The organism is Pradoshia sp. Z5_111, from assembly GCF_058267535.1.
In genome coordinates this window covers 51,718-70,258 of the sequence record NZ_JBZCPQ010000013.1, presented here as the reverse complement: position 1 = coordinate 70,258, position 18,541 = coordinate 51,718, and the positions used below count along the sequence as shown (strand labels likewise).

14 protein-coding genes are annotated in these 18,541 nt (G+C 33.4%); 11 read left to right on the top strand and 3 right to left on the bottom strand.

Annotated features, from left to right (window positions below; all coding sequences use genetic code 11):
• Positions 1–60: 60 nt before the first annotated feature.
• Positions 61–417, bottom strand: a complete 357-nt coding sequence (locus tag AC4D4A_RS17815) for a helix-turn-helix domain-containing protein (protein WP_490997092.1) — start codon at positions 415–417, stop codon at positions 61–63.
• Positions 418–660: 243 nt separating this feature from the next.
• On the opposite strand from AC4D4A_RS17815, the gene AC4D4A_RS17810 reads away from it, so the two are divergent.
• The 9 genes from AC4D4A_RS17810 (at position 661) to AC4D4A_RS17770 (ending at position 12,666) form a co-directional block, all read left to right on the top strand.
• The gene (locus AC4D4A_RS17810) at positions 661–1,458 is read left to right on the top strand and encodes a hypothetical protein (RefSeq protein ID WP_490997091.1); all 798 of its coding nucleotides are present in this window, start codon (positions 661–663) and stop codon (positions 1,456–1,458) included.
• Positions 1,459–1,947: 489 nt separating this feature from the next.
• Positions 1,948–2,208, top strand: a complete 261-nt coding sequence (locus tag AC4D4A_RS17805; RefSeq protein ID WP_490997090.1) for a hypothetical protein — start codon at positions 1,948–1,950, stop codon at positions 2,206–2,208.
• 196 nt (positions 2,209–2,404) lie between these two features.
• Positions 2,405–4,078, top strand: coding sequence for a pre-peptidase C-terminal domain-containing protein (locus AC4D4A_RS17800; protein WP_490997089.1), 1,674 nt, complete (start codon positions 2,405–2,407; stop codon positions 4,076–4,078).
• Between the two features lie 620 nt (positions 4,079–4,698).
• Positions 4,699–5,970 carry a lysozyme inhibitor LprI family protein gene (locus tag AC4D4A_RS17795; protein ID WP_490997088.1) on the top strand — a complete coding sequence of 424 codons (1,272 nt, stop codon included), beginning with the start codon at positions 4,699–4,701 and terminating at the stop codon, positions 5,968–5,970.
• A gap of 1,220 nt (positions 5,971–7,190) precedes the next feature.
• Complete coding sequence (locus AC4D4A_RS17790) at positions 7,191–10,013, top strand: immunoglobulin-like domain-containing protein (RefSeq protein WP_490997087.1); 2,823 nt, start codon at positions 7,191–7,193, stop codon at positions 10,011–10,013.
• A gap of 812 nt (positions 10,014–10,825) precedes the next feature.
• Positions 10,826–11,443 (top strand): hypothetical protein, encoded by a 618-nt coding sequence (locus tag AC4D4A_RS17785; RefSeq protein WP_490997086.1) that lies wholly within the window; start codon positions 10,826–10,828, stop codon positions 11,441–11,443.
• Complete coding sequence (locus AC4D4A_RS17780; protein WP_490997085.1) at positions 11,424–12,293, top strand: Ig-like domain-containing protein; 870 nt, start codon at positions 11,424–11,426, stop codon at positions 12,291–12,293. Before AC4D4A_RS17785 ends, AC4D4A_RS17780 begins: the two co-directional genes overlap by 20 nt.
• A gap of 32 nt (positions 12,294–12,325) precedes the next feature.
• Positions 12,326–12,400 (top strand): hypothetical protein, encoded by a 75-nt coding sequence (locus AC4D4A_RS17775; protein ID WP_490997095.1) that lies wholly within the window; start codon positions 12,326–12,328, stop codon positions 12,398–12,400.
• 29 nt (positions 12,401–12,429) lie between these two features.
• The gene (locus AC4D4A_RS17770; protein WP_490997094.1) at positions 12,430–12,666 is read left to right on the top strand and encodes an Ig-like domain-containing protein; all 237 of its coding nucleotides are present in this window, start codon (positions 12,430–12,432) and stop codon (positions 12,664–12,666) included.
• 396 nt (positions 12,667–13,062) lie between these two features.
• Here the strand turns inward: AC4D4A_RS17770 and AC4D4A_RS17765 are convergent, their stop codons facing one another.
• Positions 13,063–13,332 carry a hypothetical protein gene (locus AC4D4A_RS17765; protein WP_490997084.1) on the bottom strand — a complete coding sequence of 90 codons (270 nt, stop codon included), beginning with the start codon at positions 13,330–13,332 and terminating at the stop codon, positions 13,063–13,065.
• A gap of 64 nt (positions 13,333–13,396) precedes the next feature.
• Positions 13,397–14,386, bottom strand: coding sequence for a GTPase (locus AC4D4A_RS17760; protein ID WP_490997083.1), 990 nt, complete (start codon positions 14,384–14,386; stop codon positions 13,397–13,399).
• 435 nt (positions 14,387–14,821) lie between these two features.
• Here AC4D4A_RS17760 and AC4D4A_RS17755 point away from each other — a divergent pair, with 435 nt between their 5' ends.
• Positions 14,822–17,089: an AAA family ATPase gene (locus tag AC4D4A_RS17755; RefSeq protein ID WP_490997082.1), complete on the top strand. Its 2,268-nt coding sequence runs from the start codon at positions 14,822–14,824 to the stop codon at positions 17,087–17,089.
• A gap of 168 nt (positions 17,090–17,257) precedes the next feature.
• Positions 17,258–17,989 carry a hypothetical protein gene (locus AC4D4A_RS17750; RefSeq protein WP_490997081.1) on the top strand — a complete coding sequence of 244 codons (732 nt, stop codon included), beginning with the start codon at positions 17,258–17,260 and terminating at the stop codon, positions 17,987–17,989.
• Positions 17,990–18,541: the final 552 nt, after the last annotated feature.

Genomic DNA, 18,541 nt, shown 5'->3' with positions numbered 1-18,541 from the left:
CTTCTAGTGAGCCTTCTACCGGAGGTAGTTGTTGCAAATTCTTAGACTTAATTTCTTTTTTCATAGATTTACGCCCCCCTTTTTCTTTGGCTGTAGGGCATCTATACCTCCTGATTGAAATGCTATTCTCCATCTACGAATCATCCCAGATGCAGAAATATTAAAAATTACAGCAGCTTCACGAGAAGTTGTACCCGTTTCCTTCATATAATTGAGTACATTAAGTTTAAACTCTACTGTATAACTTGTATATGATTTTATAAAAGCTTGTTCACCAAACTCTTTATAAAACCTAATCCATTCACTTATAGCAGAATGACTAGCCTTTGTTTCTTTAGAGATTGCATTTATACTTTCAGTCCCTTCTAAATACCTTAATACAATTTTTAATTTTTCTTCTGAATTAAAATTAGCCATAAAAAAACACCCCGTAAAAGTTAGATTGATGTCTAACTTTTACGGGGCAGTTCAATGAAGGATTAATGCCCTTTTATGTTGAATTTCTTATGGAACTAAAGGGGCAGTTTAGTTGAAGGAGCATTAAGGTAGTTTTATAGAAATAACAAATAAAACTTTTTATGAAACCGGGACAGAACACCCGCGATTTTGATCGTGAGAGATTCAAAATAGAGTCTTTATTATGAAGGAGGGGAAATGAATTTGAATGAAATCGAACAAATGAAAAAAGTACACTCTTTAATTAAAATGAGCGTCGAGATAGCCGGAGGCGCTGCTAGCACTGCAATAGGATTAATAACAACTGGTCCATTGGGCGCTGTCTTGTTAGGTGGTTTAGGTTCCGGTATATCAAAAATACTTGTAGATTTCACTGAAAGGCAATTATCTAAAAGGGAACGTACTCGTATAGGAGCAACCGGCGCCGTTGCTATAACTAAAATAAATGAACATATTAAATCTGGAAAAGAAATAAGAGAAGATGACTTTTTTAAATCATACAGTTATCAAAGGTCAAGCGCTGAAGAAATTTTTGAGGGTGCTCTTATTAAAGCAAGAAATGAACACGAAGAGAGAAAAGTTGTGATTTTAGGTAATATTTTTGCAAATGCTGCATTTATGCCTCAAATCTCCGTAGGTGAAGTAAATCATATTTTAAAAATGATTGATAATTTAACTTATCGACAATTATGTACTTTGTCATTAATATTCAGAAAAGAATCATTAGGTATTAAATTGGAAAATGTTGATTATGGTATTTATGATAATGAGGAGTATCTATCGCTTTTATCTCCAACTTCTATTTCACTTCGTCAAGAAATATATCAAATGTATCAACTCGGTCTTTTTAATATGAAGGATACGGCATTATTATCTTGGGAAGATATTACACCAGAAAGATTAGAACTCAATGAATTAGGAAATAGATGCTATGAAATTATGGGGCTATACGAGATTTCTGATAATGAAGTAAAAAGCGTGGCTCGTGTTTTATCTTCTTGATGGACGGATAACGGAATAGAGAACATCACATTATGACGAGCTTACCACACCTTCTATACATCATAAAAATGAGATGGGTTATTTTTTAAAGTGCGGTTTTAATAGCAGTGTGGAGTTATGTATTGAGGTTGGAGCGATGTGTGAAGCACATAAATTCAATTCTAAGGTAACACATTGTTTGAGTTTAGTAAGAGATGACGAATATAGTCCATTTAAAGTGCTTACTCCTTGTGGCGTTTGACAAGAAAGATTAAGATTTTGGGGCACAGATGTAAAAGTAGGTGTGACAACTAAAGATAATTCTTTGAAGTTTGTAACATTAGATAACTTACAACCTTATCATTGGACAAATGCTTATCCTTTTGAGAGTCTAGAGCATTACTCAAATGATTAATTTATACCTTGAAAGCAAATTATTAAAGAACTACCAAGGGCGATTGCGAAATAAAAGCAATCGCTTTTTGACTAACGGGGCAGGATGACACAGAAATGGGGAATTCAAATATGAAATTAAATGCAAAATTAAATACACCACAAATCATCTTTACATCTGCGTTTGTTGCCACAATACTTACCGTTGTAAATTCTTTTGTAGAATGGGATAAGTCAATATATGTGGGTCTTTTTGCAGGCACAATGACTATTGTTGGTGCCATAATTGCTAAGATTATTTTAAAGATGAGAATTAGAGTGAAATCTTGCCAAACAAACGGATGCGATTGTGGAATAGGAGCAATCGCTTTTTTATGAAAAGGCAATTTCCGTTTGTGATTTCAATTGTTGCGGTTACTCTTTTCGTTATTTAAATAATGAATCGGTAAAAGTGTAATTATCCGATGATATTTAATATTAGCTTTATTTTTAATGTGTAAAAAATAGTTCATTATTCCTATTATTTGATATATACTAAAAAATGATTTTTCATCAAACAGGAGGACTATTTTAGATGCAAAGAAAGAAACACTTACTTTTTTTTATTTTAGGGATTATATTTGTAATCTCAATGAGCGTTGACAACAAGGCTTATGCAGGTTCAACATTAGCAACAGCATCCAGTATTTCGGTGAATAAAAATGTTGCCGGAAAATTAACCAGTAGCAGCCACTCAGAATATTATAAATTTTCATTGACGTACCCAGGTAATGTCACCCTTTCCGTTAAAAATGTTACATCCGCTATGTGGAGACCTTCCTTACTCAATAGCTCAGGTAGTGAACTTATTAGTTTTGATACAGATCCTAGCAGTTCTGCTGTTGGATCAACCGAAAAGCAAATAGGACTTCCAGCAGGAACCTATTATGTAAAAATTTCAGGTTATTGGACTGCAACCGGAGAACCTTATCAATTTCAAGTGAAATATTCACAAAGTAATTTTTTTGAAAAAGAATTTAATAATAACGCAGCAACAAGTAATTTAATTTCGATTAACAAAACATACAGAGGTAGTATAAATAGCTCCTCTGATCTGGATTATTTTAAATTTACGTTAAGCAAACCTGGTAATGTGACATTATCAATGAAAAATGTTACATCCGCTATGTGGGAACCTCAATTACTCAATAGCTCAGGTAGTGAACTTATTAGTTTTGATACAGATCCTAGCAGTTTTGCTGTTGAATCAACCGAAAAGCAAATAGGACTTCCAGCAGGAACCTATTATGTAAAAATTTATGGTTATTGGACTGCAACCGGAGAACCTTATCAATTCCAGATTAAATATACCGAAAGCAATGTATATGAAAAAGAGGTTAACGATACAACTTCACGTGCCAATTCAATCAAATTGAATACTACATATAAGGGCATTATTAACGATTCATATGATATAGACTTTTATAAATTTACAACATCTCAAACTTCAACTGTGGATTTACTATTTAAACAAAAAGCAGGCACTAGATGGAAAGCTAGTATTTTAAATAGCAAAGGAAATACAGTTAAGAAGTTAGTCACTGATCACAACAGTAATAATACTTCCACTATTTCAACAAAATTATCTAAAGGGACATATTACTTGGCTATTGAAAATGACTATAATGCAACAGATGTTCCTTATCAATTTAAAGTGAGAATTAAAACAAATACTTTGAAAGCTTCTCAAATTAAGATAACAAATAACAAAGGAAAGTCAGATGTTATCAATGTCAGTAAGATTGTGAAGGGCGATGTAATTAGAGTATATAATAGCAAAGGTAAACAACTAGCAAGTGCTACATCAAAAGGAACTTCAGTTAAAATAAACGTAGCACAAATAGGAAAAAAAGCTAGCAACGCTTATTTAACAGTAACTAAGTCTGGTCAAGGAGAGAGTTATAGAACCAAAGTATCTTATGCAGGTGAGGTTTCAGATGCTTTAAAGGCATCCAAAGTCAAGATAACCAATAATAAGGGGAAATCAGATAAAATAACAGTCAGGAATATTTCTAAGGGAGATACTATTAAGGTATACAAATCCAGAAGCGGAGGAAAAGCTATTGTTAGAGGAACTTCAACTGGATCGTCTAAAACTTTATCCGTTAAACAACTAGGAAAAAAAGCTGGAAAGGTCTATATCACGATTACTAAATCCGGCCAAAGAGAGAGTGCCCGGACGACTGTCTCATTTGTTAAAGAAAAATAAAGTTATATAAACTGAAATAGATTTTTTAAACCAATTAGATATGTAAATAACACAAAAGAAGCACTTAGATATTGCCAAGTATCAAACTGCAGACAAAAACCAATTATTTTAGGCTATTGTCTGCAGTTTTTATGTACGTGCACTTAAATGGGTTTTATATAGGGGGCTTATTCTATTGATAGATAAAGACGGTTTGATGTGATACCATTTGTTACTATCAATAAAATTTTGCGCAAGAATGAAATAGCAACTTATCTATATAGTGGCTCTAACAAATGACAGGTATACGTTTCAGCATCTGCAATAGATATTTTATTGTATGAAAACCTTTGTGCCATATTAAAGGAGAATATTAGAGAGTTTCTAAGAAACAAGGATGAAGGATAGGAAGAAGCCAAAGGATTATCTCCAGCTAAAGGGGCATTGGTCCAAGGAGGATTAATGCCTTTTTGTTGAATTCTTTATTGTAGAAAAGGGTCAGGTTAGTGAACAATGAAAATGTTACAGTGTTTTGGGGTATTTTGTTTCTATCGTTAAATCCAACAAATCATTGTAAGCGATTTTTAATTTTTAGTAATATGTATGGGTATTACCAAGATTCAAACAACTAGGAGACAATGATGAAAAAAACAGCATTAATAATTTGTGTGCTAGCAGCATTAATGTTGGCAGGATGCCAAGAAAGTAAAATTGAAGAAAAAGTAGAAGCAGAAACAAAGACGGAAGTAAAAAAAGAAGAGACGACAAAAGAAGTACCAGCAGAAAAGAAAGAAACTAGGGAAGAAACAAAAGCCCCTTCTATGAACAAGGAAGAAGTCACAAAGTTAATTAGCTCAACTATAGAAAAGATTGAATCTGCTTTAGATAAAGCTTGGGATGAAAACAATTGGGATTCAAGCGCAGAAGCTGATCTAAATGTATTTAAAGAAAAGTTGAAAGATGTAACTAGCGAAGAATTTGTGGACACACAAATTAAAAATATGCTGGATAATAGATATTACGAAGGCACTGATATTCGTTATTTCCCTTATGGATTAATGACTGAACTCAGACTAGATATTAAGCAAGAAGAACAAAGACTAGTAGCAACGTCATTCGCACCCGAAAATTTAATAAACAGCGGTGTTATTTTTACAATTACCTTTGACTATATCGATGACAAATGGATTCTAAAAGGTTGGACAGGAGAAACCATTACAAATTTAGGTTTAACCATAGAGGAATCACAACAACTATTAGAGACATATCTTGGGTATTCAGATATCACTTTTAGAGAAGAAAAACAAACTGAAAAAGGAACAGTTTTTGTATTCTCATTAGGTAGTGACGCTACATTAACATTTAATCCAAATACAACAGAATTCACAGAAGAGCATCCAGAATTAAAAGAAGAGGAAGGAGTAAAAGAAGAAGTTTCTTATGAAAACGTTGATTACAAAAAGTTAGATGCAAAAGCTGATGAACTTGTGTGGGGCTATAAAACTGAAGATGGAACCACTCCAGGAACAAATCCTTTTTACCAATTAGGAGTAACATATTATATATATGAATACTTTTTAAACTTAGGTTCCTATGATGTCGATCACGAAGATTGGCTAAAACGTTATCCATTTGAGAAAGCATCTTATATATTAAGTGATTCTGCATTAAATGGAGTCTGGAATATTCTAAGCGAAAAGCTAGAAGCATCCGAGTTTGAAACCTTGAAAGCAGAGCAGAAAGAATGGATTAAAGAAAAAGAGGCTTCGGCCCAAAAAGTGCTCAACTCTGAGGATGACGGACTAATAGGGAAGGTGCTGTATTATTTAGATTTATATAACTCGACAGTAGCGCGATGTGATGAACTTATCGAGAATTACTATTCTTATTTACCATCACCGTACCCTCAATAAAAATAATTCTACCTCTGCTTAGGCAGAGGTTTTTCCTTTTGTAAATCTGTAAAATACGCTACAAGAACTGTTTTCTCATTTTTAATTTTTCCTGTTTAAGTCGTGGTAGACTCATAAAAAATTAAAAGGAGAAGTGAAAAATGAACTATGTAGCAATTCTAGAAGGCGGATTAATTAACGAGATTCTAAGGGATGCTAATAAGGACAAAAACCTTGTTATCATAGACCGTGATTGCGAAGGAACTGACTTATCCTAACTTGCATCAATGGAAGAAAACGATGCCTACATCCACATCGGTTTCTAGCCCATCAAGCTAAACTTACTTGGATGGAAATTATATAGGGCTTTGAGTTCTACTTTGGATAGAGATATAGAAGATTGATGATAAAAATTTTAATGTTTATAGCTTTGTTATATACAAAGGAGAAATGACATTACAAAAATTCTCTTATCCAAGGGGTGACTTCTAAGTGAATATTCGTTTTCTTTGAGGGACAGTTGCACTATCCCTTTTTTATTTGGAAAACTCTAAGTGAGTTTTAAACTAATAAGAATTTTGTTTTCACCAGTTATGAATAAGAATATTGTGATGATCAATACAAATTGTGAAGGAATGTACTTAAAGTAAAAGGGGCGTTGATCCAAGGAGGATTAATGCCTTTTTGTGTTGAATTCCTTATTGTAGAAACGGGGCAGGTGTGCGGAAGTAGGAGAGAATACATTTGAATTAGAAAAAATATGGTTTGTTATTTTCCGTAAACTAGGGGAGTATTAGATACTAATATTTCCTGTATAGTCCAAACATATCTACACGATTAGAAGATGGATCCGCGTCTAGTAGAGGAAGATAGTTCTCATCTAGATTAGGAGAGTAATAGAGTGATTCTGAAACAATGAGAAAATAACTTTATCATTGCTCCTATCTCTTTTATGATGACAAATACAAAAGCTTAAGAAAAATTGCTCCTTATTCAACAAACAGGTTCAATACCAAGTGATCAAGGCTGTCATATTGACGGTCTTTTCTTGTGCTGCTAAAGAGTTAGATGAGTGTTCTATTTGATAGTGGATTGTTAATACCAAGTAGTATTAGAGTGGTTAGTTGAAGAAAGCGCTCCAAATAATATGGTGATATAATAAAAGAAAGCGAGACAACCGTTCATATCGATGTTTTTAAGTATGGATGTTGTTTGCTAACTTAGAAAAGGGAGTGTAAAAAATGCGAAAGAAAAGGTGCTTCATAGTATTAGCCAGCTTAGTATTAATTCTTAGCTTTTTGACACCTGGTTTTGTGAACGCGGCAACCGATAAAACCAAACCTACCATTACGGGAGCCACCAATACTACTGCTTACCTATACCACTCATTCAATCCAAGAAAAGGGGTAAAGGCAAAAGATAATGTGGATGGTAACATCACAGACCTCATCCAAATTTCTGGGAAAGTAAATTTAAAAAAAGTGGGTAAATACACGCTTACATACAAAGTAACAGATAGCGACAATAACACCTGTACAGTAAAGCGTGTTGTAACGGTTAAGAAAGATACAACCAAACCAAAAATTACGGGAGCCTCCAATAAGACCGTATACAAAGGTTATTCCTTCAATACTAAAACAGGAGTAAAAGCTACAGACAACTTAGATGGTAACCTTACTTCCAAAATCAAAGTGAGCGGAAAAGTAAACACCAAAAAAGTCGGAAAGTACAAAATTAAATACACTGTTTCCGATAAAACCGGCAACAAAACAACAGTTACTCGAATGATTACAGTAAAAAAGGACACAACTAAACCGAAGATTACCGGAGCATCCAGCAAAACCGTTTATATGGGCTATTCTTTCAATCCAAAAACAGGCGTGAAGGCTACAGATAATGTGGATGGTAACATAACTTCTAAAATTAAAATAAGCGGAAAAGTAAACACCAAAAAAGTCGGAAAATACAAAATAAAATATACTGTTTTCGATAAAACCGGCAATAAAAGAACAGTCACTCGAACAATCACAGTAAAAAAGGACACAACTAAACCGAAAATTACTGGTGCATCGAATAAAACTGTTTATATGGGATATTCCTTTAACCCAAAAACAGGGGTAAAGGCTACGGATAATCTTGACGGTAATATCACGAGTAAAATAAAGATCAGTGGAAAAGTGTATATGAATGAAGTTGGTACCTATAAACTGAAATATTCTGTACAGGATAAGACAAAGAATACAACAACAGTTACCCGTACAATAAAAGTCATAAAGGACACTACCAAACCGAAAATTACTGGTGCTAGCAATACGACAATTAATTATGGCGATTCCTTTGACCCTAAAAAAGGCGTAAAGGCCACAGATAACCTAGATGGTACGATTACTAATAAAATGACGATTAACGGTAGCGTGGACCGATACAAAGTTGGAACATACAAACTTACTTATGCCGTTAAAGATAAGACAGGCAATAAAACTACCGTAACTCGTACAGTTAAAGTTGTTGATAAAGTCGCTCCTACTTTGTCTGGAGAAGGGCTCAATGACATAACCATAGAAGCGGTAGTAGAAACTTTTAATCCCCTATACCAAGTTCAAGCGAATGACAAAGTAGATGGGGATTTAACAGACAATATCAAGGTTGAGGGGGAAGTGAATGTAAATAAGGTTGGTACTTATACGTTGACTTATACAGTTGAAGATAATTCAGGAAACATTACGAAAGCGGAACGCCAAGTGACAGTAGTGGATAAAGCTCCTCCTGCCTTATTTGGTGTAGAGGACACAGCGGTCCATTATTTTGATGAGTTTGACCCGTTGAAAGATGTAGGTGCGTATGACCATCACGATGGAGACTTAACATCTAAAATTACCGTAGAAGGAAAGATTGACACAACTAACTTGTCGGCTGGAGGTTACTACGAATTCACCTATACAGTGACAGATGAAGCAGGAAATAAAACTATTAACCGTCGTAATGTTCTTCTAACCTACAGGGAAGCTGAATTTTCCGGTATTAGCGAAATGACAATCAATATCGGGGAAGAGATTGACACTTTAGATGGGGTAAGCGCTATTGATAAAGGAACAAGGGAAGAAATAACTTCATATATCAATGTTGAAAATTGTGTAGAAGATAATGTTGCAGGTACCCAGTATATTTACTACAGTCTTCCAAAAGAAAAAGGATATGACCCATCATCTAAAGTAAGTCGTAAAGTAACGGTCATTGATAATGTTCCACCAGTTATCGAGGGACTAACAGAGTTAACAGTTAATCAAGGTTATGACTTGCCGGATTTATATGAAGGAGTATGGGCATCGGATAATGTTGACGGAGAGTTAACTAAGAAAATTGAGTGTTACACTGACAATGTTGACACTTCTAAGGCAGGAGAATACACCATTACGTATAGAGTCACCGACAAAGCGGGGAACACAACCGAAGAATATCGTACCGTTTCTGTAAAGTATGTACCTATCGATAACATTACCATCGACACCAGTCTCTCTAAATTACCGGTTGAAACTGGGAAAACTTTTGAACTATATGCGGGGGTATATCCGGATTATGCTAGTGTGAAAGATGTAACTTGGGCTTCTTCTGACGAATCAATAGCTACAATTGATCAAAATGGTATTGTAACTACGATAAATGAAGGATTGGTAACATTCACAGCAACAAGCAAAGATGGAGTTTCAGGAAGTTTGGAAATTGAAGTGACAAACAAACTGGATCTCCGATTCGATGCATATGGTTATAATGAGAATTCAGTTGATTTCAATTTCTTTAATTATGAAAGCATACCAGTGGTTATTGAAAAAGTTGAATTATACAATGTAGGCGGTGGAGTGGTTCAATCATATTCAAAAGAACAATTGGAAAAGCTTAATGTGAAAACGATTCTCCAACCTACCGAAGAATTGTATATCGTGTTTGATATAAGCAACGAGGAAGCAAAACCCATTATAAATGGAGGTAAATTCGTTGTAACTGCAGGACCAGAAGGTGGAAAGACCTACGAATATGTAAGACAAATAGGGGAATGGACTTGGTAAGCCTTAAAAGAATAAATACTCAAAATAAATAAAGAAAAGGGGTAGCTTTGCTACTCCTTTTTTAAAATTAAAGAACAATTTCGAAACTGTCATCATCCCAGATTAGATGAAACCTTTCCCAAAAACCAACTGAATCAGGATCAGCATCTCCTTTAATATGCTGGATTCCATATTTATCAAGAAGGAAATGAATCATCTTTGTGTCGGTCCCTTTTTTAAAGCTGCTGATAGATCAGATAAATGCATAGGACTGGTTTATTCAAAATAAACGTATACAGAGAGATAAACCTAATTTTATAACGGGCAACATTTCTATTATGAGTTATTACACAAACGGGCGTTTGTTGAAGAACAAGTATACCTACTTTCTTTCTGAAGATACCTGTTTCATATCTCGAATTAATATTAGACAAAAGCAACAATCCTTACGAAAACAGTTAAAGATGTTGATAAACCCACCAACATCTCTTGTGTACGCACGTGGAGTGTGTCTCGCAACTCATTTTAAAATAAGGCAGTTCATTTTATGGCGCTGCCTTTTTATGTTTCCTTAATCAGTGCAATTGAATGTGTAACACACTCACTAATTGTGATTAGTAAACGCATAACACCAAAAGTGGAGTCGCCATTTAATTATAGTAAGGTTAGCTAAAATAGTTTAACTTCTTTCCTAAAATGGAGCAGTTGCTTATCTTAATATAACTATTTTTTTGAAAGTTTTATCAAAAATTCTTTTTTCCGTTGACTAAAAATACTTTGGAGATATACTTTTATGTGAAATATTATACATAAGTTTATTGGAGGTAATAAGAATGAAGTATCTTAGCGGTATTCTAGCATTTTTATTAACTTTATCACTGGTTTTAAACACTGGTGTGGGAGATGCGGTTGCTGCCATTTCTGATGTTACGTTGCCAACTGTAAAAAGTCTCACTATAGATAAAACAGAAGTGCAACCAGAGGACACCATCCTAGTTCAAGTCGAGGCTGAGGATGAATCGGGTATTTCAACTAGTTTTTATCAACAAAGTAAAGTTGTATTCAAATCGGAATTTGGCAATAGTTCCTATACTCGAGAAACTGTTAATCTAATATATAATCCAGATACAGATAAATATGAAGGACGCCTTAATGTAAATCATTATATGGTAACAGGTAAATGGGAAGTTTACTATATTCGTATTTACGACAATGCAGGAAATTATACTCACATTTCTTACCCTATGGAGGGCAGTGATTACTACGTATCCTTTACGGTAAACGAAGATACAAGGCCACCAGAGGCTCCAATAGTGTACGAAGTGACAGACCAATCTGAAAGTGTTAAGGGCGCTACCAGTGCTATGGATCCATATGGTGTTGAGATTTTTGTTAAAGATGAAGATGAAACTATAAGTATAGGAAAAGGATTTGGGGGGGGCAGAATTTGAAATTCCAATTCCCAAACAAGAAGCAGGCACTGTACTTTCTGTAACAGCGAAAGACACTGCCGGTAATGAGAGTGAACCTACAAAAGTAACAGTCAAAGACACGACCCCACCAGCTGTAGGAGGGGTTGTAAATCAGGAGACTTACAATAATGACGTACAAGTTACTTTTAACGAAGGTACAGCTGTATTAAACGGTGTACCCTTCGAAAATGGAACTACAGTAAGTAAGGATGGAAACTATCAACTGGTGGTAACAGACGGTGCCGGAAACTCAACAACAGTTTCATTTACAATTGATAAAACAGCACCAATCGTAACAGGAGTTAAAGATCAAGAAATCTATAATAAAGACGTAAAGGTTACCTTCAACGAAGGAACAGCCACTTTAAATGGTAAAGCATTCACTAGCGGTACAACGGTAAGTGACAATGGAACGTATGAATTAGTTGTGAAAGACGCTGCGGGCAACTCAACAACGGTTTCATTTACAATAGATAAGACAGCGCCAGTTGTACAAGGGGTCAAAGACCAAGCAAATTATAATAAGGATGTTACGATTACATTTGACGAAGGAACAGCTACTTTAAATGGCAATGAATTTAAAAGTGGTTCAACGGTGAGCGAAGAAGGTTCATATAAATTAGTTGTAAAAGACGCTGCGGGCAACTCAACAACAGTTTCATTTACAATAGATAAGACAGCGCCAGTGGTAACAGGTGTTAAAGACCAAGCTAATTATAATAAAGATGTTACGATTACATTTGACGAAGGGATAGCTACTTTAAATGGAAAAGCATTCACTAATGGTTCAACAAGAACAAAGGAAGCTATTGTAGAAAGACAACCGTAAAGGCCGATTCGAAAGGTAAGTTTTCTTTCAAAATCAGCAAGCAAAAAGCAGGAGTCGTTGTAAAGGTAGTCTCAACAGATGCAGCGAAGAATGCAACAACAAAGTGAACAAAGGTATTGGATAAAACAGCACCAGCATACCAACTGTTAAAACGGTGAAGACAACAACCACAAAAGTAACAGGCACAGCTGAAAAAAATGCGACTGTTTATGTTTACAACGGAAAAACGAAGCTTGGTACAGCAAAAGTAAATGCAAAAGGCAGTTATAGTGTGAGTATCAAGAAGCAAAAGAATGGGGCTAAATTAACAATCTATGTTAAAGACTCAGCGGGGAACCAAAGTAAATCGAAAACAGTAACAGTTAAGAAATAATAAGAGAAAGGAAAATCTGATCTTATATGGTACCTGCTTTTAGGACTCTTTAAAAAAGAGGGTTCTATCTACAGGTACCATAGTAATATTACTAATGATATCTTCTGCTTTTCGTTTTCTCATATCTCAATGATATATATATATATATATATATGTAATGCTGGTAAACCCACCAACATCCCGTATGTTGCCACATACAGTCCACACACGTAGAGTGTGTCTCGCAACTCATTTTAAAAGAAGGCAACTAACCTTTGTGGTTGTTGCCTTTTCTTGTTCTTTGAAGGATTACGAGGTTGTAGTGAATACGTCGTAATGTTGAGGAGTTTTAAACTATTAAAGAGACAATTTCTTTGTGATAAGAGAAACTATCTCTTTTTAGGTATATAAATAGGCTTAATTATCACTTAGTGTTTTTGAGTCTTTTTCTATCCAGGCAATTACATCAGAATCAGTTTGTATATCAGAAAGCTTATTTATGTTTACCCAATCTCCGTCTTTGTTCAAATAAAATCTTCCTGTTTTAGAGTAAAGCTCGGCAAGTACGTTTTTTCTAGAATTCACTGATTTCAGATACTCAATGTTAAAATCAGTGCCTTTAACAACTTTTACTTTATAGTCGGGATGTTCGTTGTAATATGCTAATAGCGAATTAATATTTATCATTATAGACCTCCTTTGTTATAAGAATATATAAAGGACCAGAATAGGCCCTTAGTTTCCCTCAAAATTATTCATTTTTTTTAAAAAACATTTTAGATAGATTTCTTAATACTTCCGCATCTAGTTCAATATTATGTTCATAAGCATACTTAATACCGTAACCCAACGATAAAGTCATACTTCCAGCAACTCCAGCACCGACAAGCGACCCCGCTCCAGGTATAACTTTTATTGCCTGCCTAAAGAGACTCTTTCCCAAGTTTCCAGTCAAAGACGAGATTGCCAATTCCTTAGCTCTGTCCCTTGTTAATGGTTTTTCATATAAAGTTGCCAATCTGACCATCAAGCTGACTTGAATACCAGTTAGGGGAATAAAATCAGAGCCTGGGAGTGGCGCAGCACCTACGACACCGGCTGATGTTGCAGCAGCTAAAATCCACTTGTTTGCTGTCGAAGACTTTTCCTTAATATGTCTTGCGAATAAAATATCTTTTTTTTCCTCCTTTAGAATATCGAGGATATCATTTCTAAGCATATCAATATTTTCGCCCGTTCTTGATGATATTGGAGTAACCTTAAAATCATTACTTGTAGCTTGTTGTACATATTTAACAAGACTTGGAATATCATCAGCTGCGTCAATTTTATTTAAGACAAAGATGATCTTCTTATTGAATTTTTTTATATTTGTATATGATTGTCTTTCACCCTCTGAAAATACTGTTCCTGCCGCATTAAGGAAGAAAAGAATAACATCTGCTTCTTTATAAAACTTAAGTGTTTCCTCAGAGTTTTTACTGTTTATATCGTCTAATCCAGGTGTATCAGCGAATATAATTTTATCTTTATAATTATATTTCTTTACGACGGTAGTTTCTCCGGGTTTTGGCCCAACTGAAGCCACTTCTTCTCCAATTAGGCGATTAATTGTTGATGACTTACCTGCATTAACATCACCAACCATTGCAAATAAAATTTCTTTTTCAAGTTGTTCATCAATATTGTTTATCTCTTCTTCATAGCTCTTTTCAAAATCGTTATCATCAAATTGAATCATAATCTCCTCACTCCTCTTTGTAAAATTAAACCAAATTAACCTATATACACCATTTATATACTTAATGCTTTACCCTCTCACGGTATTTCTTTAACCAGAAAACGCATAAATCTGCAAAATATGAGAAATTGAGTATAAAAAATTACTATTAACTAATATGGTGAGTTTAGTGGGAATAAAAACTATCTTCTACGCCTGCCAATCTATTTTAATGAACACCATTTTATCTATATTAATCAATGGAAGGGTATTTGAAAGACTATCAGTTGGCAATTACTTGATTGTTAATAATACAAATAATTAATTACTTAAATCACAGTTGAATATCCGTTAATTTCAAAAATTTGGTATAATTTACACAAGGAGATAAATGTAAATATTTGTTTATTTTTAGAGTGTATCTCTTTTTAATCCCAAAAATTAAGGGGGAGCAGAATGATAGATAAGATTATACTTAAGAATGTTGCTACCTATAATGATGAAGGAGCAGTCTTGGCAAAATTAAAAAAGATTAATTTTATTTACGGTAATAACGGGTCTGGAAAAACAACAATTTCGGAAGTTTTAAGAAATGAAAGTCATTTTCCAAACTGTTTAATAGAGTGGAAAAATAGAAGGATACCAACTTATGTTTATAACAGGAATTTTGTAAATGAAAATTTCCAACAGGATAAAGTTATTAAAGGTATTTTTACTTTAGGTAGGGAGTCAGTTGAACTTCAAGCTCAAATAGATTCTCTAAAGGAAAAAATCATAAAACACGATGAGGATATAGAAAAATTAGATGAAACATTGGATATAAAGTCTAAAGAGAAGCAAGGTTTAATTGATAAATTTAAAGAACTATGCTGGGATATAAAGAAAGAGGTAGATGAGGATTTTAAGGACTTAATTGAGGGATATAGGAATTCTAAAGATAGATTTATGAGTAAATGTATAGATGAGAGTAATGTTAGTAGAGAACTAAAAACACTGGAAGAAATCAAATTAAAAAAGGAGGCTATTTACGATCGACCAGTCGAAAAATTAGACGTTTATAACAAAATTATTTTTGAAAAATCTATAGAAGATAATTTTATCTTTAAACAAAAAATCATTGGTAAAGAAGATGTAGATATAGCTGATTTAATTATAAAGCTAAACATTAGCGACTGGGTACAACAGGGGTTTTTATACATAAAAAACAGCAAAGAACAATGTCCATTCTGCCAACAAACACTCCCATATGAATTTGAAAATAAGTTGAAAAGTTACTTTGATAAAACTTATATAAAGCATATAGAATTATTGAATCAATCTTCAAGTAGTTATATAAATCAAGTTCTTGCTGTTATTGATAACATTGAACTACTTACAAGTTCTAAGAGCGGATATTTAAATGTAGAAAAGCTACAAGAAATCATAAACTTAATCAAATCTAAATTTAATGAAAATGTTCTTCTTATAGATAAAAAGAAAAAAGAACCGAGTAGAAGTATAGAAATTGTAGCGATTGCACCTTTTATAAATGAGGTTAATTCTGAAATCTTGAAGGCAAATACAGATATCATAGAATATAACAACTTAATAGACAATGTTAAAGTAGAAAAAGCAAACTTGATTAAAGATATGTGGAGGTATATTGCAGAAAAGAATAAAAAACATTTTACTTCTTTTAATAACAAAAAAATAGGAGTAGAAAAAGCGATAGAAAGTATTAAGAAAAGTCGACAAGAAAAACAGATTTTTAGACATAGATTTGAAAAGGATTTGATTGAACTTCAAGAAAAGTCTACCAGTGTAGAGCATTCAGTTAGTGAAATTAATATTTTACTTGAATCCTTTGGGTTTAAAAATTTCAAATTAGCCACTGCCGCCAAAAAAGGGAACTATAAAATTATAAGGGATAACGGTGAAGATGCAAAAGAAACTCTAAGTGAAGGTGAAAAGACATTTATCACTTTTCTATATTTTTATCAACTACTAAAAGGAAGCAATAGCAAAGAAGAGATTGTTACAGAGAAGGTAGTAGTTATAGATGATCCAATATCCAGTTTAGATAGTAATGTCCTCTTTATGGTAAGTAGTTTAGTTAGGCAAATAATGTTTGATATAAAAGAGAATAAAAAGAATATTAAGCAACTCTTTTTACTAACACATAATATATATTTTCATAAAGAAGTGACCTTTAAACAAGGGAAGAAGACTTATGGGGAAGGTGGTTATTGGATAGTAAAAAAGAAAGATAACCAATCGTGCATTATTCAATATGATGAAAATCCAATCAAGACTTCGTATGAGCTTTTGTGGAAAGAATTAAAAAGTAGGGATAAACAAAGTCTTGCATCTATTCAAAATGTTATGCGTAGAATCCTCGAGAACTATTTTAAGTTTTTGGGTAATATAGATCTTGATAGTTTAGAGGAGAAATTTGAATATGAAGATAAAATTAGATGCAGGTCATTGATTTCCTGGATAAATGATGGTTCGCATTTTATTAACGATGATCTGTATGTTGAATCAAGTGAAGATGTAATGGATAGGTACTTCGAAGTCTTTAAAAAAATCTTTGAAACGCAAGGACATATCGCTCATTTTAATATGATGATGGGCGAACTCTATAATAAGCCTATTATATCTGATAATCAAGTTGTAAAACGAAATAGAGATGGTGAAAAAGAAATTAGGACTGCAATGAAAGAAGTAGCTGCTACAACTGACTAAAACCAATTTTTCCTTTAAATATTTTGGAATACTCTAAAGAATCGGTAATATTTTTATATGGCACTCGTACACTTTTATCTGAAATAGAACGAACAAAAATAGTAAAAGTGAAATAAATAATTGATTTGGTTTTAAATATATCAGTAGTAATGGAAAGGAAAGATTGGAATGAATTATATTAATTACAAACTAGAAGTAGAAGGAATAGGACCTTTTTCAATAAGTCTTGATTATAGCGAGGGGATAGTAAAGAATATTATTATAAATTTGGTAGATATACAGAACCAAGTAAAGGGTGAAATGAATATAAAATTTGTTCTAGCATCAAATATAAAAAGTGCTGAGGATGCTTTTAGGATTACCCAAGAATTAGTACAAGATGTAATTAACGTGTTATTTACTAAAGTTAAAGGAAGATTTGGTATACCAAGGCGTGGAACCTACAGTATAAATGGTATGGGAATAGTTGCAATGAATAGCATTACCTTACAAAATGTTGAAACAGTTGATGTACCTGCAAATATTACAAGAGATTTAGAAGTAGGATTGGTTGATAATACGCTATTATTGGATTTGAGGAATAATTATACTCATCGTTTGTTCAGATCTGCTATGAGAACGGATGACACTACTTCACGATTTATGTTTTTATACGGAATATTATTGACAATTGAGCCAAAGCAACCAGGGGTAGATCAATTAATAATTAATGAGGAGCCCTTGGTCGAAATGAGGCCTACTACAAATCCAAAATGGATAGGTCATAATGAAACCAAGTATACCTGGTTGAGGAATCAAATTGGTCATACAAATGCTTTAACTAATATATATGATGTGGAAAATGAGATAGCAGAGGTTTGTGGAGACTTTTCAGAAATAGTAAAAAAAATAATAAATTAATAACGCAAAACTAATGGTTTTCACAGTTTTTTGTTTTGTGTAATGGATTGACCAGTAATCAGTGGATTTTTTTGGTAATTGTTTAACTTATAATTCTAAATCGAGCACATATAACAAAACATAACTAAATTGGTTCTTAGGTATATTTTTCTTCTGTATTGAAATAAAACTCGCATAAATTTTAAAGAATATTGATAAACCCACCAACATCCCTTGTGTTGTCACATACACTCCACACACGTGGAAAGCGTAGCAAAATTAGTATTGAAATAAGGCAGTTGCCCTTTGGCGCTGCTTTTTTCTTTTCCCTGTAATTAGATTTAAGTACTGTTCTTTTTCAATATATAGCAGTAGTAAATTTTCTTAATGATTTCAATCGGTAATACTATTTAAAAAATTTGGTAGTCGTATCCTCATAATTCTTTCGCCTTTCAAGTCCAATACAGACCCATAAAAGCAAGCTATATTTTTCTATGTATTTATATCTACTCTCATTCTTAGCTCCCCTTTGCTGATTTCTATTCGGGAATATTTCCATTTTCATTGCTCTAA